At 74.0% G+C, this 25850-nt stretch carries 23 protein-coding genes; 8 read left to right on the top strand and 15 right to left on the bottom strand.

Translation table 11 applies throughout. The features are described from left to right. Positions 1-18 precede the first annotated feature (18 nt). A complete protein-coding gene (locus MTDSW087_RS31570) occupies positions 19-570 on the top strand; it encodes a hypothetical protein (protein ID WP_483403748.1) in 552 nt (183 codons plus the stop codon). A gap of 494 nt (positions 571-1064) precedes the next feature. Here MTDSW087_RS31570 and bchI read toward each other — a convergent pair whose 3' ends face one another. From bchI to bchF, 15 genes are all read right to left on the bottom strand, one after another. Next, entirely contained in the window at positions 1065-2093 is a 1029-nt protein-coding gene (gene bchI, locus MTDSW087_RS14095; protein ID WP_238178871.1) for a magnesium chelatase ATPase subunit I, read from the bottom strand. Between the two features lie 291 nt (positions 2094-2384). Then, positions 2385-3602 (bottom strand): 5-aminolevulinate synthase, encoded by a 1218-nt coding sequence (gene hemA, locus MTDSW087_RS14090; RefSeq protein WP_144764867.1) that lies wholly within the window; start codon positions 3600-3602, stop codon positions 2385-2387. 223 nt (positions 3603-3825) lie between these two features. Further along, positions 3826-4617, bottom strand: a complete 792-nt coding sequence (gene puhE, locus MTDSW087_RS14085) for a putative photosynthetic complex assembly protein PuhE (RefSeq protein ID WP_144764865.1) — start codon at positions 4615-4617, stop codon at positions 3826-3828. A gap of 4 nt (positions 4618-4621) precedes the next feature. Further along, positions 4622-5707 carry a magnesium-protoporphyrin IX monomethyl ester (oxidative) cyclase gene (gene acsF / locus MTDSW087_RS14080; protein WP_144764863.1) on the bottom strand — a complete coding sequence of 362 codons (1086 nt, stop codon included), beginning with the start codon at positions 5705-5707 and terminating at the stop codon, positions 4622-4624. After that, the gene (locus tag MTDSW087_RS14075; protein WP_373321931.1) at positions 5704-6012 is read right to left on the bottom strand and encodes a hypothetical protein; all 309 of its coding nucleotides are present in this window, start codon (positions 6010-6012) and stop codon (positions 5704-5706) included. The genes acsF and MTDSW087_RS14075 overlap by 4 nt, the downstream gene beginning before the upstream one ends. After that, on the bottom strand, positions 6012-6440 hold the full coding sequence (puhC, locus tag MTDSW087_RS14070; protein ID WP_144764861.1) for a photosynthetic complex assembly protein PuhC: 429 nt from the start codon (positions 6438-6440) through the stop codon (positions 6012-6014). The genes MTDSW087_RS14075 and puhC overlap by 1 nt, the downstream gene beginning before the upstream one ends. Positions 6441-6445: 5 nt before the next feature. Next, entirely contained in the window at positions 6446-7096 is a 651-nt protein-coding gene (gene puhB, locus MTDSW087_RS14065) for a photosynthetic complex putative assembly protein PuhB (RefSeq protein ID WP_144764860.1), read from the bottom strand. Beyond that, positions 7093-7863 carry a photosynthetic reaction center subunit H gene (gene puhA / locus MTDSW087_RS14060; protein ID WP_144764921.1) on the bottom strand — a complete coding sequence of 257 codons (771 nt, stop codon included), beginning with the start codon at positions 7861-7863 and terminating at the stop codon, positions 7093-7095. The genes puhB and puhA overlap by 4 nt, the downstream gene beginning before the upstream one ends. A 22-nt stretch (positions 7864-7885) precedes the next feature. Then, positions 7886-9265, bottom strand: coding sequence for a BCD family MFS transporter (locus MTDSW087_RS14055; protein ID WP_144764923.1), 1380 nt, complete (start codon positions 9263-9265; stop codon positions 7886-7888). 29 nt (positions 9266-9294) lie between these two features. Continuing rightward, positions 9295-10200, bottom strand: coding sequence for a magnesium protoporphyrin IX methyltransferase (gene bchM / locus MTDSW087_RS14050; protein WP_144764858.1), 906 nt, complete (start codon positions 10198-10200; stop codon positions 9295-9297). After that, on the bottom strand, positions 10200-11090 hold the full coding sequence (gene bchL, locus MTDSW087_RS14045; protein WP_144764856.1) for a ferredoxin:protochlorophyllide reductase (ATP-dependent) iron-sulfur ATP-binding protein: 891 nt from the start codon (positions 11088-11090) through the stop codon (positions 10200-10202). The genes bchM and bchL overlap by 1 nt, the downstream gene beginning before the upstream one ends. Beyond that, positions 11087-14818 (bottom strand): magnesium chelatase subunit H, encoded by a 3732-nt coding sequence (locus MTDSW087_RS14040; RefSeq protein WP_144764854.1) that lies wholly within the window; start codon positions 14816-14818, stop codon positions 11087-11089. Before MTDSW087_RS14040 ends, bchL begins: the two co-directional genes overlap by 4 nt. Continuing rightward, entirely contained in the window at positions 14793-16445 is a 1653-nt protein-coding gene (gene bchB, locus MTDSW087_RS14035; protein WP_425324723.1) for a ferredoxin:protochlorophyllide reductase (ATP-dependent) subunit B, read from the bottom strand. The genes MTDSW087_RS14040 and bchB overlap by 26 nt, the downstream gene beginning before the upstream one ends. A gap of 48 nt (positions 16446-16493) precedes the next feature. Beyond that, positions 16494-17756, bottom strand: a complete 1263-nt coding sequence (locus MTDSW087_RS14030) for a ferredoxin:protochlorophyllide reductase (ATP-dependent) subunit N (protein WP_144764851.1) — start codon at positions 17754-17756, stop codon at positions 16494-16496. Then, a complete protein-coding gene (gene bchF / locus MTDSW087_RS14025; protein WP_144764849.1) occupies positions 17753-18256 on the bottom strand; it encodes a 2-vinyl bacteriochlorophyllide hydratase in 504 nt (167 codons plus the stop codon). Before bchF ends, MTDSW087_RS14030 begins: the two co-directional genes overlap by 4 nt. A gap of 436 nt (positions 18257-18692) precedes the next feature. On the opposite strand from bchF, the gene MTDSW087_RS14020 reads away from it, so the two are divergent. From MTDSW087_RS14020 to MTDSW087_RS13990, 7 genes are all read left to right on the top strand, one after another. Beyond that, complete coding sequence (locus MTDSW087_RS14020) at positions 18693-19574, top strand: cobalamin B12-binding domain-containing protein (protein ID WP_144764847.1); 882 nt, start codon at positions 18693-18695, stop codon at positions 19572-19574. A 33-nt stretch (positions 19575-19607) separates the two neighbouring features. Further along, positions 19608-21041, top strand: a complete 1434-nt coding sequence (gene ppsR, locus MTDSW087_RS14015) for a transcriptional regulator PpsR (protein ID WP_373321966.1) — start codon at positions 19608-19610, stop codon at positions 21039-21041. A gap of 414 nt (positions 21042-21455) precedes the next feature. Continuing rightward, positions 21456-22340: a chlorophyll synthase ChlG gene (chlG, locus tag MTDSW087_RS14010; protein ID WP_144764845.1), complete on the top strand. Its 885-nt coding sequence runs from the start codon at positions 21456-21458 to the stop codon at positions 22338-22340. Further along, the gene (locus MTDSW087_RS14005) at positions 22340-23701 is read left to right on the top strand and encodes a BCD family MFS transporter (protein WP_144764843.1); all 1362 of its coding nucleotides are present in this window, start codon (positions 22340-22342) and stop codon (positions 23699-23701) included. The genes chlG and MTDSW087_RS14005 overlap by 1 nt, the downstream gene beginning before the upstream one ends. A 4-nt stretch (positions 23702-23705) precedes the next feature. After that, positions 23706-24914 carry a geranylgeranyl diphosphate reductase gene (locus MTDSW087_RS14000; RefSeq protein ID WP_144764841.1) on the top strand — a complete coding sequence of 403 codons (1209 nt, stop codon included), beginning with the start codon at positions 23706-23708 and terminating at the stop codon, positions 24912-24914. Beyond that, the gene (locus tag MTDSW087_RS13995; protein ID WP_373321965.1) at positions 24911-25408 is read left to right on the top strand and encodes a TspO/MBR family protein; all 498 of its coding nucleotides are present in this window, start codon (positions 24911-24913) and stop codon (positions 25406-25408) included. The genes MTDSW087_RS14000 and MTDSW087_RS13995 overlap by 4 nt, the downstream gene beginning before the upstream one ends. Then, on the top strand, positions 25392-25838 hold the full coding sequence (locus MTDSW087_RS13990; protein WP_238179049.1) for a hypothetical protein: 447 nt from the start codon (positions 25392-25394) through the stop codon (positions 25836-25838). Before MTDSW087_RS13995 ends, MTDSW087_RS13990 begins: the two co-directional genes overlap by 17 nt. Positions 25839-25850: the final 12 nt, after the last annotated feature.

The raw sequence follows: 25850 nt of genomic DNA, 5'->3' as shown, positions 1-25850 counted from the left end.
CGGAGCCCGGTCCTGCGCGTGCCCGGCCTCCAGGCTTCGCCCGTCGCCCAGATCTCCCAGCCCGATCCCGTTGAGATCGATCCGGAAGGCGATGCGGTCGGCGAGGGCTTCGGGCACCGCCTCGTCCGGGCCGCCTTCGTCGAGGAGGACGAGGCCGATCCGGGCCGGGTGGCGGGCGGCAAGGCCGTCGCGCTCCAGGGCGACCGCGCCGGTATCGAGCACGGCGGCGAGGCGGGCGGCCGTGCCCGGGTCCAGGCGCTCGGCCATCGGCACCACCACGACGCCGCCATCCGCCTCGGCGAGCAGGCCGCGGGCGGTCACCGGGCGACCGGCGGCCAGGGTCGCGGGCAGGTCGAGGCCGCCGATCAGCCGGGCGTCGCCGGTGCCGGGCGGCAGGCGCCGCCAGGGGCGGTCGCCGAGGGCGGCGCGCAGGGCATCGAGCCAGCGTTCCCGCACCGGCCCGGCCCCGGCCCGCACCACCACGCCGCCGAGCCCGTGCGGGTCCGTGGCGAGGAGCGCGGCGACGCGGAGGGCCGTGGCCCAGGGGGAGTCCCCTGCCCCATCGGATGAGACGGCTTCAGGATCTGGCGCGGGTCCCCTCTCCGCCCAAGCCGGGCCTGCCCGATTTGGGCCCTCGAATGCGGAATTCGGGCGGGCCCGAGGTCCGTCGGGAGAGGGCCGAGAAGGGGCAGGAAAGGGCTCGCGGGAGCCGCAGCCCTGCTGTGCTCTGTCCGGCGCGTCCTCATACGATGTCGGAGTGATCGGAACGGTTGTTCGCGGCCTCCCCTCCCCCTTGCGGGGAGGGGTCAGGGGTGGGGGTGGTGCAGACGGCACCGCGACGTCCGATCCTGCGCCACCCCCACCTCCGGCTCCTCCCCATCCAGATCGGGCCTGCCCGATCTGGACAGACAAGGGCAGATCTCGGGCAAGCCCCGAGATCTGTGGGGAGGGGAGGCCCGGCACGGACCGGCGCGCCCCATCCTGACCGTTCTCATCCCTCACCCCAGCCCTCTCCCGAACGGGAGAGGGGGCCTGTCGCGGGTCCTGTGAGGGGTTCGGCCCGCTCATCCCCCGAAGACCTCGGCCACGGCCCGGGCCACGCGGGCGCCCGAGCCGGTCTCGTCGAGGGGGTTGCGGCGCAGGCGGTGGCGCAAGGCGGCGGGGGCGATGCGGGTGAGGTGGTCGTCCGTGACCGTCGTCGCGCCGTCGAGGGCGGCGAGCGCGCGGGCGGCGCGCATCAGGGTCAGCTCGCCGCGCAAGCCGTCGGTGCCGAGCGCGAGGCAGAGCCGGGCGGCGCGCTCCAGGGCGGCGTCCGGCACCGCGACCGCGCCGAGCCGGGCCCGCCCCGCCAGGATCTTCTCCCGCACCTCGGCTTCCGCCTCGGCGTGCCGGGCGCAGAACCCGGCGGGGTCGCGCTCGAAGGCGTCGCGGGCGCGCACCACGGCGATGCGGGTCGCGATGTCGGTGGGGGTCTCCACCGCGCAGGCGAGGCCGAACCGGTCGAGGAGCTGCGGGCGCAATTCCCCCTCCTCCGGGTTGCCGGAGCCGACGAGGACGAAGCGGGCCGGGTGGCGCAGCGACAGGCCCTCGCGCTCCACCGTGTTGATGCCTGAGGCCGCCACGTCGAGGAGCAAGTCCACGAGGTGGTCGTCCAGCAGGTTGACCTCGTCGATGTAGAGGAAGCCGCGGTTGGCGCGGGCCAGCAGCCCCGGCTCGAACGCCTTCTTGCCGCGGGTCAGCGCCCGCTCCAGGTCGAGGGCGCCGACGACGCGGTCCTCGGTGGCGCCGAGCGGCAGGTCCACCACCGGCACCGGCCGCGTCTCGGCCCGGCGCGAAGCGCCCTTCGCGCAGTGGGGGCAGGATTCGGCCGGGCCGTCCGGATCGCAGGCATAGGGGCAGCCGGCCACAGCCCGCATCGGCGGCAGCAGGGCGGCGAGCGCCCGGATGGCGGTGGATTTCCCCGTGCCGCGGTCGCCGAGCACCAGCACGCCGCCGATCGACGGATCGACCGCGGCGACGAGCAGGGCCCGGCGCATCTCGTCCTGGCCGACGATGGCGCTGAAGGGGAAGACGGCCGGCCGGGTGCGGGCCATCGGGGCGGGCTTCCGGGGGGCGGGCTCCCGCGCGGCCACGGGTTCGGACGCGGTCTCCGGCTCGCGCTCCCGGCGCCGTGCGCTCACGCTGTCCATGGGACTCGCTCCTCTCTCCACGGATCTCGGCCGAGCCCGAGATCTGCGCCCTTCCCATCCAGATCGGGCTTCCCCTCCCCCTTGCGGGGAGGGGTCAGGGGTGGGGGTGGTGCAGGAGGCACCGCACCGCTCCATCCTGCACGACCCCCACCTCCGGCTCCCCCCCGCAAGGGGGAGGAGAGCACCCGCTGCGCCCTACTCCGCCGCCTTCCGCTCCACGCCCATCCGCGCCCAGATCGCGGAGAGCGCGCCCACCAGATGCGCGATGTCGGCATCGGTGTGCAGCGGCGAGGGGGTGATGCGCAGGCGCTCGGTGCCGCGCGCCACGGTGGGATAGTTGATCGGCTGCACGTAGATCGCGAACTCGTCGAGCAGGGTGTCGGAGATCGCCTTGCAGAGCACGGGGTCGCCGACCATCACCGGCACGATGTGGCTGTCGTTCGGGAGCACCGGGATGCCCGCCGCCGTCAGCGCCGCGCGGGTGCGGGCGACGCGGTCCTGGTGGCGCGCCCGCTCCGCCCCGCTCGCCTTGAGGTGGCGGATGCTGGCCGCTGCGCCGGCCGCCACCGCGGGGGGCAGCGAGGTGGTGAAGATGAAGCCCGAGGCGAAGCTGCGCACGAAGTCGCAGAGCCGCGCGGAGCCGGTGATGTAGCCCCCATGCACGCCGAAGGCCTTGCCGAGGGTGCCCTCGATCACGTCGAGGCGGTGGGCGACGCCGTCGCGCTCGGAGATGCCGCCGCCGCGCGCGCCGTAGAGGCCGACCGCGTGGACCTCGTCGAGATAGGTGAGCGCGCCGTGAGCCTCCGCCACGTCGCAGATCTCCGCGATCGGCGCGATGTCGCCGTCCATGGAATAGACCGACTCGAAGGCCACGAGCTTGGGCCGGGCCGGATCGACGAGCCGGAGCTTGGCGTCGAGGTCGCCGGGATCGTTGTGGCGGAAGATGTGGCGCTCGGCCCGGCTCGCGCGGATGCCCTCGATCATCGAGGCGTGGTTCTCCGAATCCGAGAACACGGCGCAGTGCGGCAGGCGGGAGGCGAGCGTCCCGAGCGCCGCCCAGTTCGAGACGTAGCCCGAGGTGAAGAGCAGGGCCGCCTCCTTGCCGTGTAGGTCGGCGAGCTCATGCTCGAGGAGCACGTGCTCGTGGTTGGTGCCGGAGATGTTGCGGGTGCCCCCTGCCCCCGCGCCGCAGCGGTCGAGCGCCGCGTGCATGGCCGCGAGCACGGCCTCGTGCTGGCCCATGCCGAGATAGTCGTTGGAGCACCAGACCGTGACGGGGTGCGTGCCGTCGGCGCGGTGATGCGTGGCCCGCGGGAAGGCCCCGGCCCGCCGCTCCAGCTCGGTGAAGATGCGGTAGCGGCCCTCGCGGCGCAGGGACCCGATCTCGGACCCGAAGAAGGCATCGTAGTCCATGGGCCGTTCCTCCCCTGTTGGTTGTTTCATCGACGTCGCCCTCCCTCCCCCCTCTGCGGGGGAGGGTGGCCCCCGATGGGGGCGGGAGAGGGGAGCCCGGCTTGCCGGTGAGGGCCCAGCGTCGATGCCGAGCACTGTCCTGCACCGTCGCTCTCCTCTCCCGCCTCGCATCCGCTCGGCACCCTCCCCCGCAGAGGGGGGAGGGAAAACGTGGCGCCCCGCATCACGCCCCCTCCCCGGCTGAGCCGGCCTTGCCCGCGGCGGCCTTCGGCAGGCTCCAGCGCCAGAGGGCGGCGGCGGGCAGCGGCAGCATGAGGAGCCAGTGCTCCAGCACGGCGAGCGCGGTCAGCGTCGCCACCAGGGCGAGGCCGATGCGGGCATGGGGCAGCTCGGCGGCGAGCGCCCCCTGCCCCAGCAGCACCGCCGCCGCCGTGCCGAGGCTCACCGAGAGCGGGAACAGCCCGTTCATCGGCCGCTGGCGCAGGTAGCAGGCGAGGTAGCGCAGGTGCTCCGGCAGGAATTCGAGCTGGAGGTTGCGCACCCCGAGATAGAGGTTGAGCCGGGCCGAGGCGTTCATCGCCACGAGCACCGCGTAGGTCCACAGCGCCACCCGGTTCGGCGCGCCCCAGACCAGGCAGAGGATCGCGAGCCCCCCGACCACGATGGCGAATTCGTGCCAGAGGCTGGTGGCGAGCGCGGCCAGGAACCGGTCGAGGCCGCGCAAGGCGGGCGCGCAGGCCACGGGCCGCGGGCCGGAGACGAAGCCCATGTAATAGGCCATCTCCTGCCAGCCCCAGATCGCGAGCGCCGCCGCGAAGGCGGTGTAGGCGCCGGCCTCCGACGGGTCGCCCGCGCTCGCCGCGATCGCCCAGAGGGCGAGGCCGAGGCACAGGCTGGCCCCCGCCAGGCTCCAGCGGTGCGTGCGCCGCGGCAGGTGGTCGAGCGCCAGGATCAGCCCGGTGGAGGACCACCAGAGCAGGATCGCGGCGAGCGCGGGGGCCCCGAGCGCGCTCATCCGCTCACCAGACCGGCCGCAGGCGGATGTCGGCGGGCATGGCGTGCTCGTGCACCGGCAGGGCGTAGAGCCGGGCGAAGGCGAGCGCGGCGCGGGCGGCGTGGAGGCCCTGGCCGAGCGCGCCGAGGAGCCCGCCCCGCGCCTTCGCCGCCGCGATGCCCCGCGAGCAGTCGAGCAGCCGGTCGAGCCCGGCGCGGAACTTCGGGCTGTCGAGGTCGAGGGTGACGGGGAAGGTCTGCTTCGAGATCTCGCTGGTGATGCGGAAGACCTTGAAGTCGTAGTCGGTCGGGTCGACCCCGAGCGCCTTGTGGAAGGCCGGGCGGTGATGGTCGCGCACGTACATCGTGGCGAAGACCGCGAGCAGGAAGAAGCGGATCCAGTAGCGGTTGATCCCGCTCGTCAGCTTCGGGTTGGCGCGCATCAGCAGGGCGAAGGCCTCGCCGTGGCGGAACTCGTCGTTGCACCAGAGCTCGAACCACTTGAAGATCGGATGGATGCGCCGCTCCGGGTGGCGCTCCAGCTCGCGGAAGATGGTGATGTAGCGGGCATAGCCGATCTTCTCGGAGAGATAGGTCGCGTAGAAGATGAACTTCGGCCGGAAGAAGGTGTACTTCTTGGTCTTCGTCAGGAAGCCGAGATCGACGCCGATGCCGAAATCCTTCAGCGTGTCGTTGATGAAGCCGGCATGCCGGGCCTCGTCGCGGCTCATGAAGCCGAACAGCTCGCGGATGTCCTTGTTCTTGGCGCGCTTCTTCATCTCGGCGTAGAGCACGCAGCCCGAGAACTCGGCGGTGATCGAGGAGACGAGGAAGTCGAGGAACTCCTTCCTGAGCTCCGGCTCCATCCGCGAGAGGTCGCAGTCGAACTCTCCGTTGCGGATGAAGTGGCGCTTGTTGGGATCGGAGCGCAATTCGGCGATCAAGGCGTCCCACTGGGCGCGGACGGGCTCGACGTCGGTGCGGTCGAGCTCCGCGAAATCGGTGGTGTAGAAGCGCGGCGACAGGAAGGTGGTCTCCTGCGCGGCGCGGGTCGAATCGTTGACCGGGGTCTTCGGCGCGGGGGTCGGGACGGGGTGCGGATGCGCGGTCACAGGCTCCTCCTCTCGGAAAAGCTCACCTCGTAGAGCTCGGTCAGCTCGAGATGGGCGATCAGCTTGGTCCAGGCGCGCTCCAGGCGGGAGGCGCGGGAGACGGTGGCGCTGCGGCGGACGACGAGGCGCTCGCCGTAGGGGACGGAGACCGGCGCGTCGTGCACGGTCACCGCGTCGCCGGGCTCGATCTCGAAGCCGGCATCGAGCGTGACATGGGCGTGCAGGCTCTCGGGGGTCTGCTCGATCTCGACGGTGCAGGGCACCTCGACCTGCGTTCGCGACAGCCAAGTCATCGGCAAGGTCATCAGCGTGTCTCCGTATCGAGGAGCCGCGCGAAGGCGGCGACGTTGGTGCGGCCGAAGGCGTCGAGGGCCACGCGGCGGCCGGTGGCGTCGTCGCGCAGGGCGAGGCTGCCGTCGGCGTAGCGCAGCAGGCGGAAGGGCTCCTCGGGGCCGAGCCCCTCGCGCTGGCGGGCCTGGGCGAGGCCGCGCAGGGTCCCGCGCACGAAGCCGTCGGCGCCGGGGCGGATCCGCTCGACGAGCCGCGCCGAGCCGGCCTCGCGCAGGGCGATCCCGCCATCGGCCTCGTCCTCGGCGCGGAAGGCGAGCGCGGCGACCGGGGTGGCCTCCGGCTCGGGGGTCGCCGGCGCGCCCCGCCCGGCGGCCACCGCGAGCAGGGTGAAGCCGAGGAGGGCGCCGGCCCCGATCAGGGGGGAGATGGTCCGGGCGGCCATGGCGCTCACTCCGCCGCCACGAGGCGGCCGGGCGCCGCCTGGACCTGAGGCCGCGCCACGATCACCGGCAGGGCCGCCCCGGCGCCGTCGCGGTGGTGGGTGAGCGCCCGGGCGAGGATCGCGGCGGCATCCGCGGCGTCGGGCAGGCTGCGCAGCATCGGCTCCGGCCGCGAGACCCGCCAGGGCCGGCCGTGCGGCCAGAGCTGGAGATAGGCGATGCGCTGACCCGGCTTCAGTTGCACGGCGAGGTCGCCGCTGCCGTCGCGGAACAGGTGCAGGCCCGCACCCTCCACCTCGGCGAAGGGCAGGTTGTAGGTCACGGGCAGCGCCATGCCGATCTGCAGCACGAGGCGCCGGTCGGTCACCGTGTAGAGCGTGGTGCGGTGGCAGGCGACGGCGAGGAGCCGGAGCAGGGCGAGGGCGGCGGCGAGCGCGGCCGCGACCGGCAGCAGGGTGCGGACCGGGCTCTCCGAGATCGCGGCGAGGACGAGCCCGCAGGCGGAGAACCACAGGGCGATGAGGGGCGCGTGGAACACCCGCAGCCAGATGCCGCGCGCGCTCGGCGCGCCCTGCCAGAGGATGCGCTCGCCGGCAGGCAGGGGCCCGGGCAGGCCGCGCGGCGTGCCCTCGGGCAGGAAGTCGGAATGGGCGCTCACAGCAGCGGCTCCGCGCGGGCGGGCGAGGCGTAGAGCGTGCCGGCGCCGAAACAGGCGACGATGCGCTCCTCCTCCAGCAGGGTCACCGAGTCGGGGTCGCGCGACGTCGGGATCTCGGCGAACTGGGCGCCCAGCAGCGCCTCGGAGGTGACCGGGCCGTCGCCCCGCGGCGTGCGGCAGAAGGCGGCCGGCATCAGGCGGCGGGAGCCGTCGGGCAATTCCACCTCGTAATAGCGCACGAGGCTCTCGCCCCGGTCGACCCAGAGGTCGACGACGGTGCCCGCCGCCTCCCGGTCGGCGCCCAGCACCGGCCGGCCGATCGGGTTCGGCCCGTCCTCGTGCACCACGAAATGCTCGGCCACCCGCAGCGGCACGATGCGCTTCTCCCCGTCCCAGGTGCGGTCGTGCTCGTCGTGGCGCGGCACCCAGGAGCCGGGGCCGACCCCGGCCTGGAGGGAGGTCTCGGTGCGCTCGTAGGGGGCGCCCGGCCAGGGCTCGACCTTGCGGCTCGGGATGGCCGTGTCCTGCGCGACGTTGGTCTGCGGCGCGTACATGGTGTGGCCGCTCGACAGCCGGAAATGCTTCGGCGTCGGGATCAGGATGGGATCGGGGCTCTTGAGCCGCCCCACCGCCTCGTTCTCCAGCGGGTAGCCCTCGCGGCGGTCCTCGCGGCGCAGGTAGAAGACCAGGCCCGCGAAGAAGAGCCAGAAGGCGTAGAGGGTGAGCTGCGCCACATCGAGGTAGCCGGTCAGCGCTCCGGTCGGCAGGCCATGGGGCATGGGTTCCTCCTCAGGCGGGTCGTTGGGCGAGGCGGGCGTCGGCGACGCCCTCCGCGCGGACGAGGGGACCGATCGCCACGAGGGCCGCGAAGAGCAGCGCGATCTCCACGTGGTAGACGATGAGGTAGCCGATGGCGGGCTCGTTCATGCCCTCGCCGAGCAGGCCCGACTGGGCGATGGCGGCGCCGCCGTCGCGCAGCAGGCCGCCCGCGGCGATGGCCGCGCCCGCCGCGCTCGCCTGCGCCGCGCCCCAGGCGCCGAGCGCGAGGCCGGTATCCTCCGGGCCCGCCGCCGCCATCGAGGCGGTGAGCGTGCCGGGGGCGAACACCCCGCCGCCGAGGCCGATCAGCGTGACGCCGGCCGCGAAGAGGCGGGCGGAATCGGGCGGGCTCGCGAAGATCACCGCCGAGAAGGCGAGGATGCCGGTGCCGCAGCCCGCCGCCGCCACCCGGAACGGGTCGCCGCCGCGGGCGAGCCAGCGCGCCGCGAGCCAGAGGCCGAGTCCGCCGCCCGCCGCCAGCATGGCGGTGAGCGCGGTGGTGGCGGCCACCGAGAGGTTGAGGATCTGCCCGCCATAGGGTTCGAGCAGGACGTCCTGCATGGAGAAGCCGGCCGTGCCGAGCCCGATCGCCCAGAGCCGCCGCCGCGCCCGGCCGCGCCCGGCATAGCCGCGCCAGGATTCGGAGAAGCCCGGGCCCCGCACCGCCGTGCGGGTACGGCCGGGATCGCGCGGCTCCTGCTTCCAGAGCGCGACGCCGTTCAGGACCATGGTGAGGAGGGCCGCGCCCTGGATCACCTGGATCAGCCGCACGGCCGAGAAATGCGTCAGCAGCAGCCCGAAGGCGACGGCGCTGCCCATCATGCCGGCGAGCAGCATGGCGCAGAGCAGCGCCACCACCCGCGGCCGGGCCTCGGCCGGGGCGAGGTCGGTGGCGAGGGCGAGGCCCACCGTCTGCACGGTGTGGAGCCCGGCCCCGACCAGCAGGAAGGCGAGCGCGGCGGCCGCATGCCCGACCCAGAGCGGGCCGGTGGTGTCGCCCGACAGGATCAGCAGGGCGAAGGGCATGATGGCGAGGCCGCCGAACTGCAGCAGCGTGCCGAACCAGAGATAGGGAACCCGCCGCCAGCCGAGCACCGAGCGGTGCCGGTCCGAGCGGAAGCCAACCAGCGCCCGCAGCGGCGCGAAGATCAGGGGCAGGGCCAGCATCACCGCGACCACCGAGGCCTGCACGCCGAGCTCCACGATCATCACGCGGTTCAGCGTGCCGATGAGCAGCACCGCCGCCATGCCGACCGTGACCTGGAACAGGGCGAGCCGCAGGAGCCGGCCCATGGGGAGTTCCGGCGTCGCCGCATCCGCGAAGGGCAGGATCGCGGGGGTGAGGCGCATCAGGGCGCGGGTGATCGTCTGGGCGGGGCTCACGACGGCCGGCCCCCTTGATCCCCTCTCCCCGCTTGCGGGGAGAGGGCCGCGACGACCCCGTCGTCGGCGCGGCGAGGCGGCAGCCGAAGGTGAGGGGGCGATGCCGGAAGAGACCCTGCCTGAGCCGCCCCCTCACCTTCGCGACCGCTCGGCTCGCCCCCGACGAGGGGGGCGAGCCCCTCTCCCCGCGTGCGGGGAGAGGGGATGCGCGTGAGCGCCACCGCGTTGGAGAGGTAGAAGCCGCTGTTCACGCGGTGCGTGCGCGCGACTGCGAAGCCGTCGAGCATGGGCTCGGCGGCGATGCGGCGGCGCAGGGCGCGTTCGGTGACCGGCACGATGGCCGGCGCCCGGTCGGCCTTGGGGAAGAGCTTGCCCGCCGCGTGCATCAGGGTGAGCAGCGCGGTGCGCGGCGCCACGGTGAAGAGGAGGGAGCCCTCCGTGCGCGGGGCGAGGCGGGCGAGCGCCCGCACGATGTCGGCGGCGCTGTAATGGATCAGCGAATCCATCGCCACGACGTGGTCGAAAGGCCCGAGCCCCGGATCGAGCATGTCGCCGACGCGGAACTCGACGCGTCCGCGCCCCGGCATCGCCGGCAGGCGCTCGCGGGCGAGGCCGACGAGGGTCGGCGAGACGTCGACCGCCACCACCTCGGCCCCGCGGCGGGCCGCCTCGACGGCGAGCGCCCCGGTGCCGCAGCCGGCATCGAGCAGGCGGGTGCCGGCGAGGTCCTCGGGCAGCCAGGCGAGGAGGTTCGCCCGCATGGCGTCGCGGCCGGCCCGCACCGTGGCGCGGATCCGGCTCACCGGCGCGTCGGAGGTGAGCCGCGCCCAGGCCTCGGCCGCCGTGCGGTCGAAATAGGCGGTCAGCTCGCCGCGGCGGGCGTCGTAGGTGGTGCCGGCCATCAGTCGAATCCCAGGAACTCGAAGAGGTCGCGGTCCTTCATCGGCGCGGCCTCGCAAGGCTCGACCCCGGCCCAGAGCATCTCGGCGAGCCGCATGTACTCGTCGGTGACCGCGCGCAGCTCCGGCGTGTCCTCCATCTCGAACAGGGTCGCCTTCTTGAGGCGCGAGCGGCGCACCACGTCGAGATCGGGGAAATGGGCGAGGCGGCGCAGGCCCGTCGCCGCGTTGAAGCGGTCGATCTCGTCGGTGCCGGCCGAGCGGTTGGCGATGACGCCGCCGAGCCGCACGCCGTAATTCTTCGACTTCGCGTGGATCGCGGCGACGATCCGGTTCATCGCGAAGATCGAGTCGAAGTCGTTGGCCGTGACGATGAGCGCCCGGTCGGCATGCTGGAGCGGCGAGGCGAAGCCGCCGCAGACCACGTCGCCGAGCACGTCGAAGACGACGACGTCGGTATCTTCGAGCAGGTGATGCTCCTTGAGGAGCTTCACCGTCTGGCCGACCACGTAGCCGCCGCAGCCGGTGCCGGCGGGCGGGCCGCCGGCCTCGACGCACATCACGCCGTTATAGCCCGGCACCACGAAATCCTCGGCGCGCAGCTCCTCCGAGTGGAAGTTCACCGATTCCAGCGCGTCGATGACGGTGGGGGCGAGGCGCTTGGTCAGGGTGAAGGTCGAATCGTGCTTCGGATCGCAGCCGATCTGGAGCACGCGCTTGCCCAGCTTCGAGAAGGCGACCGAGAGGTTCGAGGAGGTGGTCGACTTGCCGATGCCGCCCTTGCCGTAGACCGCGAAGACCTTGGCGGTGTCGATCTTCACGGTCGGGTCGAGGGCGACCTGGAGGCTGCCCTCCTCGCGGCGCGCGACGGGATTGCGGATCGCGATGTTCATGCGGCCACTCCTGGTGTGACACCTGTGACGACGCCCTCCAGCCGGTCCTCCAGCTCCTCCTCGGCGCGCTCCAGCGCGTCGCGGGTGGCCGGGTCCGGGGTCCAGAAGCCGCGGCGATGCGCCTCGATGAGGCGGCTCGCGACCCTGGCCGAGGCGGTGGGGTTCAGCTCGGCGAGGCGCTGGCGCATCGCCGCGTCCAGCACGAAGGTCTCGGTGATGCGCTCGTAGATCCAGGGCTGGACCGCGTTGGCGGTGGCCGACCAGCCGACCGTGTTGGTCAGCGTCGCCTCGATCTGGCGCACGCCCTCGTAGCCGTGGGAGAGCAGGCCCTCGTACCATTTCGGGTTGAGCATGCGGGTGCGCGTCTCCAGCGCCACCTGCTCGGGCAGCGAGCGCACGCGGCCCTCCCCGCGGGTCTGGTCGCTGATATAGACCGGCACGGCCGCGCCCCTGGCCCGGGCCACCGCCCGGCTGACCCCGCCGAGCCCGTCGAAGTAATGGTCGACGCTCGTGACGCCGACCTCGACGGAATCGAGGTTCTGGTAGGCGAGGTCGACGCGCCCCAGCACCGCCTGCATCAGGGCGCGCTGCGGCGCCGGCCGGCCCGAGCGGCCATAGGCGAAGCTCTTGCGCCGCGAGAAGGCCTCGGTCAGCTCGGCCTCGTCGTCCCAGCGGCCGGATTCCACGAGCTGGTTGACGTTGGCGCCGTAGGCCCCCTCCGCGTTCGAGAAGACGCGGAGCGCCGCCGTCTCGATGTCGCAGCCCTGCTCGGCCTGGATGGCGAGCGCGTGCTTGCGCACGAAGTTCTGCTCGACGGGCTCCTCGGCGGTGGCCGCGAGGTAGCTCGCCTCGGCGAGCAGCTTGGTCTGCAAGGGCAGCAGGTCGCGGAAGATGCCGGACAGCGTCACCACCGCGTCGATGCGCGGGCGCCCGAGCCGCTCCAGCGGGATCAGCTCGGCCCCGGCGAGGCGGCCGTAGCCGTCGAAGCGGGGCGCGGCGCCGACGAGCGCCAGCGCCTGCGCGATCGGGCCGCCCTCGCTCTTCAGGTTGTCGGTGCCCCAGAGGACGAGGGCGACGCTCTCGGGGAGCGGGCTGCCGTCGGCGCGGTGGCGGGCCAGCACCCGCTCGACCTGGGCGGCCCCGTCGGCCACCGCGAAGGCGGAGGGCAGGCGGTAGGGGTCGAAGCCGTGGAGATTCCGGCCGGTGGGCAGGATGGCGGGGTTGCGCAGCAGGTCGCCGCCCGGCACCGGGGCGACGAAGCGGCCGTCCAGCGCCCGCAGCAGGCCGGCGACCTCCTCCGAGCGGGTGAGCTGCCCGTTGATCCCGGCGAGCGCCTGGAAGGCGGGGCGGGCCGTCTCGGCCAGGCCGCTCGCGCGGAAGGCGGCCTCCGCCCCCTCCCCCGCAGCCAGGGCGGCCAGCGCGGAAGGCGCCGGTTTCAGCCCGTGCGAGGCCTCCGCCAGGGCGGCGAGCAGATCGGCCCGCTCGGCCTCCGGCATGGGCTCGCCGAGCACGTGCAGCCCGTGCGGGATCAGGGTCTGCTCCAGCTCGTCGAGGGCGGCCCGCAGGGCCTCCACCGGCCCGGTCTCGCCGGTCCAGGCGGGCTCGCCCGCCACGAGGTCGAGGGCGGCGCCCTGGCCCTGGATCAGGGCGGCGAGGCCGGCGCGCTCGTGCGCCGATTCCGGCGGCAGCGCCCGCCAGCGCTCCAGCGAGGCCTTGAGGTCGATGAGGCCGCGATAGAGCCCGGCGGTGGCGAGGCTCGGCGTCAGGTAGCTGACGAGCGTCGCGGCGGAGCGGCGCTTGGCGAGCGTGCCCTCGGAGGGGTTGTTGGCGGCGTAGAGGTAGATGTTGGGCGTCGCGCCGATCAGCCGCTCCGGCCAGCAGGCGGCCGACAGGCCGGTCTGCTTGCCGGGCATGAATTCGAGGGCGCCGTGCGTGCCGAAATGCAGGATCGCCGCGGCCCCGAAATCCTCGCGCAGCCAGCGGTAGAAGGCGCAGAAGGCGTGGGTCGGCGCGAATCCCTGCTCGAACAGGAGCCGCATCGGGTCGCCCTCGTAGCCGAAGGCGGGCTGCACCCCGACGAAGACGTTGCCGAACGACGCGCCGAGCACGAGGAGGGCGGCCCCGTCGCTCTGGTGGCGGCCGGGCGCGGGGCCCCATTGCGCCTCGATCTCGGGCAGGTGCGGCTCGCGGGCGACATGGTCCTCGGCCGGGATGCGGGCATGGACGTTGGCCGGCATGCCGTAGCGGTCCGCATTGCCGCCGAGGATCCTCTGGCGCAGGGCGTCCGCGCTCTCGGGCACCTCCACCGCGTAGCCGTCGGCCCGCAGCGCCCGCAGGGTGTTGAGGAGCGAGGCGTAGACCGCCAGGAAGGCCGCCGAGCCGGTGGCGCCGGCATTCGGGGGGAAGTTGAACAGCACGATCCCGAGCTTCCGCTCGGCCTTCGGCGTGCGGCGAAGCGCGACCAGACGCTCGACCCGCTCGGCGAGGCGGCCGGCGCGCTCCGGGTGGGCGCGCATGTCGCGGGCATTGTCGCTGCCCGACGCCGAGGAGCGTCCGCCGAACACCATCGGCGCGGTGGCCCCGTCGAGCTCGGGGATCGCCACCATCATGGTGGCCTCCACCGGCGACAGCCCGCGGGCGCCCGCCTCCCATTGCTCGATCGTCTGGAACTCGAGGGCCTGGGCGGCGAGGTAGGGCACGTCGAGGCGGGCGAGCAGCGCCTCGGCCGCCGCGGCGTCGTTGTAGGCGGGGCCGCCGACCAGCGAGAAGCCGGTGAGCGAGACCAGCGCGTCGATCGTGGCCTTGCCCCCGCGGGTGAAGAAGGCCTCCACCGCCGGGCGGTTGTCGAGGCCGCTCGCGAAGGCCGGCACCACGTCGAGGCCGCGCGCCTCCAGCGCCGCGATCACCCCGTCGTAATGGGCGGTGTTCCCGGCGAGCACGTAGGAGCGCATCAGCAGGAGGCCGACCCGGCCCTTCGCCCCGGGCATGCGCGGCAGCGCGGCCGGGTCCTCGCCGATGCGGCGCGGCAGGCGCGGGTGGTAGAGCCCGGTCTCGGGGTAGTCGAGGGGCGCGGGCGCCGGCGCCAGATCCCGCCAGGGCTCGCGCGGGCCGGCGGCGTAGCGCTGCACCAGGAAGCGCACCAGGGCGGCGACGTTCGCCTCGGAGCCTGCGAGCCAGTATTGCAGGGTGAGGAAGTAGGCCCGCACGTCCTGGGCCGAGCCCGGGATGAAGCGCAGGATCTTGGGCAACTTGCGCACCAGCGCCATCTGGCGGGCGGCGTTTCCTTCCGCGCCCGGCTTGCCGCGCAGGCGCTTCAGGAAGTCGAGGGCGCTGCGCTTGCCCCCGCTCATGTCGAAGCGGCCGAGCTTCGTCACCCGCACGATCTCGCCGGCCGACAGGCAGCCGACCATGGCGTCGCAGCCCGCGCGGCGCGCCTGCAGGGCGGGCAGGATGGCGCGGACATGCTCGTCGAGGAACAGCATGGCGCAGAGCACGATGTCGGCTTGCGCGATGTCGGCCTCGGCGCGTGCCAGGGCGTCGGGCGCGGTCTCCCACTCGGCGGCGGCGTGGAAGGCGAGATCGAGCCCCGGCATCTCGGACCGGAGCCGCAGGCGCGCCCGCTCCACCGCGCTCGCCAGATGGTTGTCCAGCGTCACGATGACGATGCGGATGCCCGGGCGCCCCTGCGCGCCGGCATCCGCCCTATCGGCCGAAATGCGCCTTGGCATCGTAGAGGGTCTCGAGGGTGATGAGCGGGATCATGCGCTCGCGCGCGAAGGTCTCGGTGTTGGTCCGCGCCCGGGAGCGGACGAAGAAGGGGATCTTCTTGAGCTCGCGCTCGGCCTCCGGGGCCCAGGCGGCGGCGGGGGCTGCCGGTCGGTCACCGGGGCCGCGACCGGCCCCCTCTCCCGATCGGGAGAGGGCTGGGGTGAGGGATGAGAACTCTACGGAGAGATCGCGACGGTGAAGCGGGTCGGTCGCAGCCTCGTCCTGCGCGTTCTCGACCCTCACCCCAACCCGCTCCCGATCGGGAGAGGGGGCCCGCGCCTCGTCCTGCAGGGATGGCGGGACGGTGCTTGCCCCGAGATGCGACGGCGCGGCCTCGGCATGGAACTCGCGGTCCTCGCGGAACAGGCCGAGGAGGTGCTCCTCCAGCCCCATCATCAGCGGGTGGACCAGGGTGTCGAACAGGACGTTGGCGCCCTCGAAGCCCATCAGCGGCGCATGGCGGGCGGGGTAGTCCTGCACATGGGCCGGGGCCGAGATGACGGCGCAGGGCAGGCCCAGCCGCTTGGCGACGTGGCGCTCCATCTGCGTGCCGAGAACGAGGTCGGGCGCAGCCGCCTGGATCGCCGCCTCGACCTCCAGGTAGTCGTCGGCGACGAGCGCCTCGATCCCGTGCAGGGCGGCCTCGGCCCGGACCTCGCGGCCGAAGCCGCGCTCGTAGGTGCCGAGCCCGACGACGCGGAAGCCGATCTCGCGGGCCGCGAGCCGGGCCAAAGCCACCGCATGCGTGGCGTCGCCGAACACGAAGACGCGCTTGCCGGTGAGATAGGTCGAATCGACCGAGCGCGCGTACCAGGGCAGGCGCGAGCCGGGATCGTCGAGGACGGGGCCCGCCTCGACGCCGGCCTGCGCCGCCACCGCCTCGACGAAGCGCTTGGTCGCGCCGACGCCGATCGGCGGGATCTCGACGAAGGGCTGGCCGTGCGCCTTCTCCAGGTACTGCGCGGCGGCGCGGCCCGTCTCGGGATAGAGCACCACGTTGAAGGCGGCCTCGGGCAGCCGCGTGAGGTCGGCGGGGCTGGCGCCGAGCGGCGCCACCACGTTCACCCCGACGCCGAGCCGGGCGAGCAGGCGGCGCACCTCCACGAGGTCGTCGCGGTGGCGGAAGCCGAGGGCGGTGGGCCCGAGGATATTGCACAGGCGGCGGTCGCGCCCACCCGGGGCCGGCGCAACGGGCGCGGCGGCGAGCGCGCGCACCAGCCGGTAGAAGGTCTCGGAGGCCCCCCAGTTCTCCTTCTTCTGGTAGGCCGGCAGCTCGAGCGGGATCACCGGGATCGGCAGGTCGAGGGCGCGGGCGAGGCCGCCCGGATCGTCCTGGATCAGCTCCGCCGTGCAGGAGGCGCCGACGATCATCGCCTGCGGCCGGAAGCGCGCATAGGCGTCCGCGCAGGCCTGCTTGAACAGCTCGGCGGTGTCGCGGCCGAGATCCTCGGCGCGGAAGGTGGTGTAGGTCACGGGCGGGCGCGCGTCGCGCCGCTCGATCATGGTGAAGAGCAGGTCGGCGTAGGTGTCCCCCTGCGGCGCGTGCAGCACGTAGTGCAGGCCGCGCATCGCGGTGGCGACCCGCATGGCGCCGATATGGGGCGGTCCCTCGTAGGTCCAGAGCGTGAGCTGCATCTAGACCTCCAGGAGGGCGCGCCGCCGCAGCGGGCGGGCGAACAGCTCGGCGAGGTCGCCGGCCTGCTCGTAGCCCTGGACGGGGGTGAACAGGAGCTCGATCGACCACTTGGTCGCGAGGCCCTCCGCCTCGAGCGGGTTGGCGAGGCCGAGGCCGCAGATCGCGAGGTCCGGCCGGGCGGCGCGGGCGCGGTCCATCTGGTCGTCGAGGCTCTGGCCCTCGACCACGCGGGTGCCCACCGGCAGGCGCGCGATCTCCTCGGCGAGGAGGCCGCGATGCAGGTAGGGCGTGCCGACCTCGACGATCCCGGCGCCCAGCTCCCGCGCCAGGAAGCGGGCGAGCGGCACTTCGAGCTGGGAATCGGGGAAGAAGAAGATCCGCCGCCCGGCGAGCGCGGCCCGGTGGGGCGCCAGCGCCGTCTCGGCCCGGCGCCGCCCGGCCTGCGTCGCCGCCGCGAAGCGCTCGGGCGCGACGCCGAAGGCCTCGGCCGCCGCCTGCAGCCAGCCGGTGGTGCCCTCGGCCCCGAGCGGGAAGGGCGCCGGCAGGTGGCGCAGGCCGCGCCCGTCGAGCCCCCGGGCGGTGCCCGCCAGGAAGGGCTGCGCCAGCAGGTAGGGCATGCCGGGCCGGACCGCCGGCATCGCCTCCGCCCGCCGCCCCGGCAGGAAGCGCACCGGGATGCCGAGATCGGCGAAGAGCCGCGCGAACTGGTCCTCGACCACGTCGCCGAGCGCGCCGGCCACCAGCAGGGCACCGTCCCCCGCTTCCGCCTCGGGCAGTTCCGGCACCAGGGCGGCGAGGCAGGCATCCTCCCCTTCCGTGAAGGTGGTCTCGATCCCTGAGCCCGAATAGGTCAGCACCCGCACCGGCGCGAGGCGGCGCGAGAGGCGGAAGGCCGCCCGGGTCAGGTCGAGCTTGATCACCTCGGAGGGGCAGGAGCCGACGAGGAACAGGAGCCGGATGTCGGGCCGGCGCGCCACCAGCCGCTCCACGGCGGTGTCCAGCTCGGCCTCCGCGTCGGCGATCCCGGCGAGATCCCGCTCGTCGAGGATGGCGGTGGCGAAGCGCGGCTCGGCGAAGATCATCACGCCCGCCGCCGACTGGATCAGGTGCGCGCAGGTGCGCGAGCCGACCACGAGGAAGAAGGCGTCCTGGATCTTGCGGTGCAGCCAGACGATGCCGGTGAGCCCGCAGAACACCGCGCGCTGCCCGCGCTCGCGCACGAGGTCGATGCCGCAGGCCTCGGCCGGGAGGGGGGCGTTCACGGCAGGCCTCCCGCGGCGTCGAGGTGCCCCGCGCGCGGCGCACCCTGCAGCCGCGCCGCGCGCAGCTTGAGCAGGAACTGGCCGGCATTGACGAGGTAGGCGGCGTAGGCCGCGAGCGCGAGGACGAGGAGCGGCTCCGGCGCCAGCAGGCCGCCGACGAGGGCGGCGAGGTAGGCGGTGTGGAGCGCCAGCACCAGCATGCTGACCACGTCCTCCCAGAAGAAGGCCGGGGCGAACAGGTAGCGCCCGAACACCGCCTTCTCCCAGATCGAGCCGGTGACCATGATCGCGTAGAGGAGGCCGGTCTTGACCACGACCGAGAGGTTGGCCGCGAGCAGCCCCTCCCCGGTGGCGAGCGCCCGCAGCACCAGCGCGAGGCTCACCAGGAAGGCGAGGAACTGGAGGGGGGCCAGCACGCCCTGCACCAGCGTCCACCGGGTGGCGTCCCGGCGTCGGCGCTGGGCCTCCGTGTAGAGCGGTGTCGGCCGGCCTGGACCCATCGCGTCCGCCCTCGTCCACCATCCGGGCCCCGTTCGGGGGCCCCGCTTGACAGGGAACCTAGGCCCGCCGTCCCAGAAGTGTCAATCTGTCTTTACGTCATTTGCATGTGACAATGATTGTCCGCTTACATGTAAGAATTCTTCGGGTTCACCATTGCCAAGCGGCGGCATCGGCGTATCGTCAGGGTTTATCGGTCAAGCCCGCGGCCAAGCCCGCACAGCGCTCGCAGCCGAGTGGGATCTTCTGGATCCCGGCCCGGCCTGGAGGTGAGCGCGCAGGCGACGAGGGGCGAGTCCGCGAGAAGATTCCCCCGCGGCGGGGAGCCCGTAACGCCATGCGGAGGCCCGGCACCGGGCACCGTCCCGCCGCGATGCCGGCCGCTTCTGCCGGCACCCTGCGAGAGGTCGGAGGCCCTCGCGATCAGGGAGGCTGCCGATGGGCGATGCACGGTGTTACCGCTGGGGGCCGGACGTCGGCGACCTCGTCTTCGACTGCGCTCTTCTCGATCTCGCCCCGGCGGCGCTCGAAGCCCGCCCCTCCCCGTTCGAACGGCCGGACACGCTGTCGCGCCTCATCGAGGGCGAGATCCTGCCCCGGCTGATGCTGGTGCATCGCGAGGCCGCCCCGCCCCGCGCCACGGCGCCGCGGCGCCCGACGGCGGCCGAGGCCGCCCGCTTCGCCACCCTGCTGCTCAGCCCCGGCCCCCAGCTCGCGGGCGGGGACGACGTGCGCCCCGCCGTCGCCGACCTGCTCTCGCGCGGGCTGCCCCTGGAGAGCCTGCTCGTCGACCTCCTCGCCCCGGCCGCCCGCCATCTCGGCAGCCTCTGGGAGGAGGACGAGTGCGACTTCCTCGCGGTGACCACGGCGCTCGGCCGGCTCCAGATCATCGCCCGGATGCTCTGCGCCCGCCTGGAGTCCGAGCCGCCGCCGCGCGGGCGCAGCGTGCTGCTGCTGCCCTGCCCGGGGGAGACCCACGTCTTCGGCATCGTCATCGTGGCGAGCGCCTTCCGCGAGGCGGGCTGGACGGTGGGCCTGCCGGATGGCGGCCCGGGCGTGCTGGCGGTGGCCCGCGAGCATTTCGACGTGGTGGGCCTGAGCCTCGCCAGCGACGTGCACCTGCCCGCCCTCGCCCCGGCGATCGCCGCCCTGCGGGCGGCCTCCTGCAACCCGGACATGCGCATCCTGGTCGGCGGGGCGTATTTCGCGCGCCATCCCGAGCAGGTCGGCGCGGTCGGAGCCGATGCCTGCGCGACGGTGGCGGGTTCCGCACCGGATATCGCCGAATCCTTGCTTGAAATGCGGGCGCGAGCCTGTTGAAAGGATCCATTTGGCCCACCAGACGTGACGATCGTGAGCGCACCTGTGAGCGCACCTGCCAGACCCGTCCCGCGCGCGCCGCACGTGGCGCTGCCGATCACGGCCGGCCTCCTCGACGGGGCGGCGGCCGGGCTGGTCGTCGCGGCGGTCACGGACCTATCCCTCGTGATCGATCCGGACGGCGTGATCCGCGAGGTGAGCGCCGGCGGCGAGGATCCGGGCCCCGACACGGTGGCCGCCTGGCGCGGCCGCCCCCTGAGCGACACCGTCACCGTCGAGAGCCGGCCGAAGGTCGAGGCGCTGCTGCGCGAGGCGCGGGCGGGCGCCCTCACCCGCTGGCGCCAGGTGAACCATCCCTGCCCCGAGGGGCCGGACCTGCCGGTGCGCTACGCCGCCCTGCGGGCCAAGGCCGACGGGCCGGTCATCCTGGTCGGGCGGAACCTGCGCGCCGTGGCGGCCCTGCAGCGGCGCCTCGCCGAGGCGCAGCAGGCGATGGAGCGCGACTACGACCGCCTGCGCGCCGCCGAGACGCGCTACCGCCTGCTCTTCCAGCTCTCGGGCGAGGCGGTCCTCGTGGTCGATGCCGGCACGCGCCGCATCACCGAGGTCAACCCCGCCGCCTCCCGCCTGCTCGGCCGCGCCGCCAAGCGCCTCGCCGGCCAGGACGTGGTCGACCTGTTCGAGGACCGCAGCGCGCGCGACCTGGAGGTGCTGTTCACGACGCTGCGCGTCTCCGGCGAGGCGCCCGACCTCGAGGCGCGGCTCGCCCACAACCGGGGCCCGGCCACCGTCTCCGCCTCCCTGTTCCGCGGCGAGACCAGCACCAGCGTGCTGCTGCGCCTCGCGGCGCCGGCCGCCCGCGAGGAGGGCTCCGGCCTCTCCGCCCACGCCGCCGAGTTGCTGCGCGCCCTGCCCGAGGGCTTCGTCGTCGCCGATTCGGGCCGGCGCGTGCTCGCGGCCAACGCCGCCTTCCTTGAGCGCGTGCAGCTCGCCACCGAGGAGCAGGCCCGCGGCCAGCCCCTGGAGCGCTGGCTCGGCCACGATGAGACCGAGGCGCAGGCGCTGTTCGCCACCTTGCGCGAGCACGGCTCGGTGCGCCGGTTCAGCACCGTGCTGCGCGGCCAGTACGGCTCGGTGGAGGATGTGGAGGTCGCCGCCGTCGCGGTGCCGGGCCAGGGCTGCCTCGGCTTCTCCTTCCGCGCCGGGCCGCGCCGGGCGGTGCCGGCCTCCGGCAGCCTGCCCCGCTCGGTCGAGCAGATGACCGAGCTCGTCGGCCGCGTCTCGATGAAGACCCTGGTGCGCGAGACCACCGACCTCATCGAGAAGCTCTGCATCGAGGCGGCGCTCCGCATCACCCGCGACAACCGCGCCTCCGCGGCCGAGATGCTCGGCCTCAGCCGCCAGGGCCTCTACGCCAAGATGCGCCGCTACGGCGTCGGCGACCTCGACGGGCCGGACGAGGCGTAGAGTTTCCGGAGCGGTCGCGTCGGCCCACGCTGGGCCTCTCCTCCCCACGGATCTCGGGCCTGCCCGAGATCTGCCCTTGCCCATCCAGATCGGGCAGGCCCGATCTGGATGGGGAGGAGCCGGAGGTGGGGGCGGTGCAGAACGACGCTCGGCGCCCAATCCTGAACCACCCCGACCTCCGACCCCTCCCCGCAAGGGGGCGGGGACAAGCCCACAGGCTCGAATCACCGGCTCCTGCTGATGGAGCGATGCCCTCGACCGTGGCTGTACTTTGCATTCACTTGGATATTGCTTCGCACAAGACAATATTCGTGCACTGCAACGTGCGAGCGGGTTGTCGCAGGCGGGCCGGTGTCAGCGCCGAAGTGTAAATTTGAGTTGACACATGGAGGCGGCGAGACCTAGCCTCCGAGCATGGCAACGCCCGCTCCGAGCGCAGTCGTCGAGCTCCTGAAGCCGATCACGTGGTTCGCGCCGATGTGGGCCTTCGCCTGCGGCGTGGTCTCCTCGGGATACCCGGCTTCCGGACAATGGCCGGTGATCGCGGCGGGCGTGCTGCTCGCCGGACCCCTGGTCTGCGCCACCAGCCAGGCCGCCAACGACTGGTTCGACCGCGAGGTCGACGCGATCAACGAGCCCGGCCGGCCGATCCCCTCGGGGCGGATCCCGGGCCGCTGGGGCCTCTACCTCGCCGCGGGCTGGACGGTGCTCTCCCTCCTCGTCGCCGCCGCGCTCGGGCCCTGGATCCTGGGGGCGGCCGCCTTCGGCCTGACGCTCGCCTGGATCTACTCGGCCCCCCCCATCCGGCTGAAGCGCAACGGCTGGTGGGGCAACGCCGCGGTGGCGCTCTGCTATGAGGGCCTGCCCTGGTTCACCGGGGCCGCCGTGATGGCCGCCGCCCTGCCCGACCGGCGGGTGCTGGCCCTGGCGCTCCTCTATTCCCTGGGTGCCCACGGCATCATGACGCTGAACGACTTCAAGTCCGTGGAGGGCGACCGGCGCATGGGCGTCGCCTCCCTGCCGGTGCAGCTCGGGCCGGAGCGCGCGGCGCGCTTCGCCTGCTGGGTGATGGCCCTGCCGCAGGCCGTGGTCGTGGCGCTGCTCGCCCACTGGGAGCGGCCCTGGTACGCCGCCCTGGTCGCGGCGCTGCTCGCCGGGCAGCTCGCCCTGATGGCGCGCTTCCTGAAGGATCCGCGCGGGCGCGCCGCCTGGTACAACGGCACCGGCACCACCCTCTACGTGCTCGGCATGCTGGCCGCGGCCTTCGCGCTGCGCCCCCTCGTGCAGGGGGGCTTGTGATGGGCGCGGGCTTCACATCCTCCGGTTTCACATCGGGTTTCTCCTGGGGGCAGATCGCCCGGCTCGGCCTCGTCCAGACCGCGCTCGGCGCCGTGGTGGTGCTGATCACCTCGACCATCAACCGCGTCATGGTGGTGGAGCTGGCGCTGCCCGCCCTGGTGCCGGGCGCCCTGCTCGGGCTCCACTACGCCGTGCAGATGCTGCGGCCGCGCTGGGGCTACGGCTCCGACCGGCACGGGCGGCGCACCCCCTGGATCGTCGGCGGCATGGCCGCCCTCTGTCTCGGCGGGTTCGGGGCGGCCTGCGCCACGGCGCTCGCCGAGACGCAGCTCGCCGCCGGGATGGGGCTCGCGGTCCTGGCCTTCCTCCTCGTCGGGATGGGGGCGGGCGCGGCCGGGACCTCCCTCCTCGTCCTGCTCGCGGGCGGCGTCGCCGAGGCGAGGCGCGGGGCGGCGGCGACCATCGTCTGGGTGATGATGATCGCCGGCTTCGCGGTGACCGCTCCGCTCGCCGGGCATTTCCTCGACCCGTTCTCGGGGGCGCGGCTGATGGCGGTCTCCGGAACCGTCTCGCTTCTCGCCTTCGCGGTCGCGTGCCTCGCGGTCTCCGGGGTCGAGGGCCGGATCACCGCCCCGGCGGAGGGGGGGCCGCAGAAGGCGCCCTTCTCCGCGGTCTTGCGCAAGGTGCTGGCCGAGCCCGCCGCGCGGCGCTTCACCGTGTTCATCTTCGTCTCGATGCTCGCCTACAGCGCGCAGGAGCTGATCCTCGAGCCCTATGCCGGCCTCGCCTTCGCGATGACGCCGGGGGCGACCACCAAGCTCGCCGGGCTCCAGCACGGCGGCGTGCTCGCCGGCATGCTTGCGGTGGCCGCGGTGACGGCGGGGATCGGCGGGCCGGTGCTCGGCTCCCTGCGGCTCTGGACGGTGGCGGGCTGCCTCGGCTCGGCCGTGGCCCTCCTCGCCATCGCGATGGGCGCAACGCTCGGGCCGGACTTCCCGATGCGCGCCGCGGTCTTCGCGCTCGGGTTCTCGAACGGCGTCTACGCGGTCGCCGCCATCGGCTCGATGATGGGGCTCGCAGGTGCCGGCGGCCCGGCCGAGCGCGGCACCCGCATGGGCGTCTGGGGCGCGGCGCAAGGGGTGGCCTTCGGCGCGGGCGGGTTCCTCGGCACGCTCGCCGTCGATCTCGCCCGCCTCGTCGCCACCGAGCCGGCCCAGGCCTACGCCGCCGTCTTCGCGGCCGAGGCCGGGCTGTTCGTGCTCGCCGCCCTCATCGCGCTGCGCCTCGCGCCGGCTCCCGGCGGCAACGCCCTCGCGCGGACCGCCTGTTTCTCCCTAGGCCCGGAACTCGAAGCGAGGTAGCGCCATGGCCGATCCCGCCGCGCCCCAGACCCCGGAGACCTTCGACGTGGTAGTGGTGGGCGGCGGGCCGGCCGGCGCCACCGCCGCCACCGAGCTGGCCCGCGCCGGGATCCGCGTATTGCTCCTCGACCGGGCCGGGCGGATCAAGCCCTGCGGCGGCGCCATCCCGCCCCGCCTGATCCGCGACTTCGCGATCCCCGACCATCTCCTCGTCGCGCGCATCCGCGCCGCCCGGATGGTGGCGCCATCCGGCAAGGCCGTCGACATGCCGGTGGGCGAGGGCTTCGTCGGCATGGTCGACCGCGAGCAGTTCGACCCCTGGCTGCGCGCCCGCGCCGCCGAGGCCGGGGCGCAGCGCCGCGACGGCCTGTTCCTCCGCATCACCCGTGCGGACGGGCTCACGACCGTGCATTTCCGGGAGGGCGGCCGGGAGGACGGCAACGAGCGCCGCGTCACCGCCCGCCTCGTCATCGGCGCCGACGGGGCGAGCTCCCCGGTCGGCCGCGCCGAGATCCCCGGCCACGCCGCCATGCGGCAGGTCTTCGCCTACCACGAGATCGTGCGGAAGCCGGCCGCGCCCGCCGATTGCGAGGCGAGCCGCTGCGACGTCTACTACCAGGGCCGGCTCTCGCCGGATTTCTACGCCTGGATCTTCCCGCACGGCGAGACGATCAGCGTCGGCACGGGCAGCGCCCGCAAGGGCTTCTCCCTGCGCGGCGCCATCCGGAAGCTCCGCGCCGAATCCGGCCTCGACCAGGGCGCCCTCGTCCGCGGCGAGGGCGCGCCGCTGCCCCTGAAGCCCCTGCGGCGCTGGGACAACGGCCGCGACGTGCTCCTCACGGGGGACGCCGCCGGCATCGTCGCCCCGGCCTCGGGCGAGGGCATCTACTACGCGATGCTCGGCGGCCGTCTCGCGGCCGAGGCGGCGCAGGCCTTCCTCGCCACCGGCGACGCGCGGGCGCTCGCCGGGGCGCGGGCCCGCTTCATGCGCCTGCACGGGCGCGTCTTCCTGATCCTGCGGATGATGCAGTGGGTCTGGTACCGCAGCGACGGCCTGCGCGAGCGCTTCGTCTCGATCTGCCGGGACAAGGACGTGCAGCAGCTCACCTGGGACGCCTACATGAACAAGGAGCTGGTGCGCAGGAAGCCCGTCGCCCATGTGCGGATCTTCCTGAAGGACCTCGCCCACCTGTTCCGCTGGGTCTCGCCGTGAGCGGGTCCATCCTCCCCGTCCTCGTCGCGGGCGCCGCCGCCCTCCTCGTCGGGTTCGCCGGCGGCGTCGCGACGCGCACCGACGCGTGGTACCGCAGCCTTCGCGTGCCGGCCTGGAAGCCGCCGGACCGGGCCTTCGGGCCGATCTGGGCCGTGATCCTGGCGCTGGCCGCGGCCTCCGCGAGCCTCGGCTGGAGCGCGAGCGCGGGCACGGCCGAGCGCACCCTGCTGCTCTCTGCCTTCGGTCTCAACGCGGTGCTCAACATCGCCTGGAGCGTGCTGTTCTTCCAGCTGCGCCGGCCGGACTGGGCGCTCGCCGAGATCGTGCTGCTCTGGCTCTCGATCCTGCTGCTGGTGATCCTGCTCGCCCGCGTCAGCCTCGCCGGGGCCGTGCTGCTCCTGCCCTATCTCGGCTGGGTCGGCGTGGCCGCATTCCTGAACCTGCGCATCCTGCGGCTCAATCCCGGCCTCGCGGCCGATGCGCGGGGCGGCTGAGATGGAGGCGCTCGGCCACCTGTTCGCCCCGCTGTTCGAGTCGGGTCGGATCGCCGACGCGATCCTCCTCCTCGTCGCCGCCGAGGCCCTGCTCGTCGCCCTCCTGCCCGGGCGCCTCGGCCCGCGCGCGCCGCTCCTCGCCGGCCTCGCCGCGGGGGCCGGGCTGCTGCTGGCGCTCCGCGCGACGCTGGTCGGCGCGCCCTGGCCCTGGATCGCCGCCGCGCTCGCAGCCGCCTTCGCCGCCCACCTCACCGAGATGGGCTTGCGCCGGGCGGAGGCGCTTCGCCGCAGGGAACCCGTCGCAACATCGCCGGAGCCGCCCGCGTTGCCCGCGCATGCTCCCCCGCATCCGGGCCCTCATCCGGGTCCTGCGGCCCGGGCGCCGGGCCGCGTCGCGCCGCTTCGGCACCGGGGCCGACACAGAGCCTGAGGGCCCGCCCGT

Source organism: Methylobacterium dankookense (assembly GCF_902141855.1).
Taxonomy (GTDB): domain Bacteria; phylum Pseudomonadota; class Alphaproteobacteria; order Rhizobiales; family Beijerinckiaceae; genus Methylobacterium; species Methylobacterium dankookense.
The sequence above is the reverse complement of the archived record's forward strand: the minus strand, read 5'-3'. Positions and strand labels throughout refer to the sequence as shown.

Excerpts from the sequence above, each read along its gene's own strand:
- bchI (WP_238178871.1), bottom strand. The coding sequence starts at position 2,093 with ATGGCCCGCACCCGGCCGGCCGTCTTCCCCTTCAGCGCCATCGTCGGC.
- hemA (WP_144764867.1), bottom strand. The coding sequence starts at position 3,602 with ATGGACTACGATGCCTTCTTCGGGTCCGAGATCGGGTCCCTGCGCCGC.
- puhE (WP_144764865.1), bottom strand. The coding sequence starts at position 4,617 with ATGAGCGCGCTCGGGGCCCCCGCGCTCGCCGCGATCCTGCTCTGGTGG.
- MTDSW087_RS14075 (WP_373321931.1), bottom strand. The coding sequence starts at position 6,012 with ATGACCTTGCCGATGACTTGGCTGTCGCGAACGCAGGTCGAGGTGCCC.
- puhC (WP_144764861.1), bottom strand. The coding sequence starts at position 6,440 with ATGGCCGCCCGGACCATCTCCCCCCTGATCGGGGCCGGCGCCCTCCTC.
- MTDSW087_RS14055 (WP_144764923.1), bottom strand. The coding sequence starts at position 9,265 with ATGCGCCTCACCCCCGCGATCCTGCCCTTCGCGGATGCGGCGACGCCG.
- bchM (WP_144764858.1), bottom strand. The coding sequence starts at position 10,200 with ATGGCCGGCACCACCTACGACGCCCGCCGCGGCGAGCTGACCGCCTAT.
- bchL (WP_144764856.1), bottom strand. The coding sequence starts at position 11,090 with ATGAACATCGCGATCCGCAATCCCGTCGCGCGCCGCGAGGAGGGCAGC.
- MTDSW087_RS14040 (WP_144764854.1), bottom strand. The coding sequence starts at position 14,818 with ATGCCAAGGCGCATTTCGGCCGATAGGGCGGATGCCGGCGCGCAGGGG.
- bchB (WP_425324723.1), bottom strand. The coding sequence starts at position 16,445 with ATGCGGGTCGCCACCGCGATGCGCGGCCTGCACTACGTGCTGCACGCG.
- bchF (WP_144764849.1), bottom strand. The coding sequence starts at position 18,256 with ATGGGTCCAGGCCGGCCGACACCGCTCTACACGGAGGCCCAGCGCCGA.
- MTDSW087_RS14020 (WP_144764847.1), top strand. The coding sequence starts at position 18,693 with ATGGGCGATGCACGGTGTTACCGCTGGGGGCCGGACGTCGGCGACCTC.
- chlG (WP_144764845.1), top strand. The coding sequence starts at position 21,456 with ATGGCAACGCCCGCTCCGAGCGCAGTCGTCGAGCTCCTGAAGCCGATC.
- MTDSW087_RS14005 (WP_144764843.1), top strand. The coding sequence starts at position 22,340 with ATGGGCGCGGGCTTCACATCCTCCGGTTTCACATCGGGTTTCTCCTGG.
- MTDSW087_RS14000 (WP_144764841.1), top strand. The coding sequence starts at position 23,706 with ATGGCCGATCCCGCCGCGCCCCAGACCCCGGAGACCTTCGACGTGGTA.
- MTDSW087_RS13990 (WP_238179049.1), top strand. The coding sequence starts at position 25,392 with ATGCGCGGGGCGGCTGAGATGGAGGCGCTCGGCCACCTGTTCGCCCCG.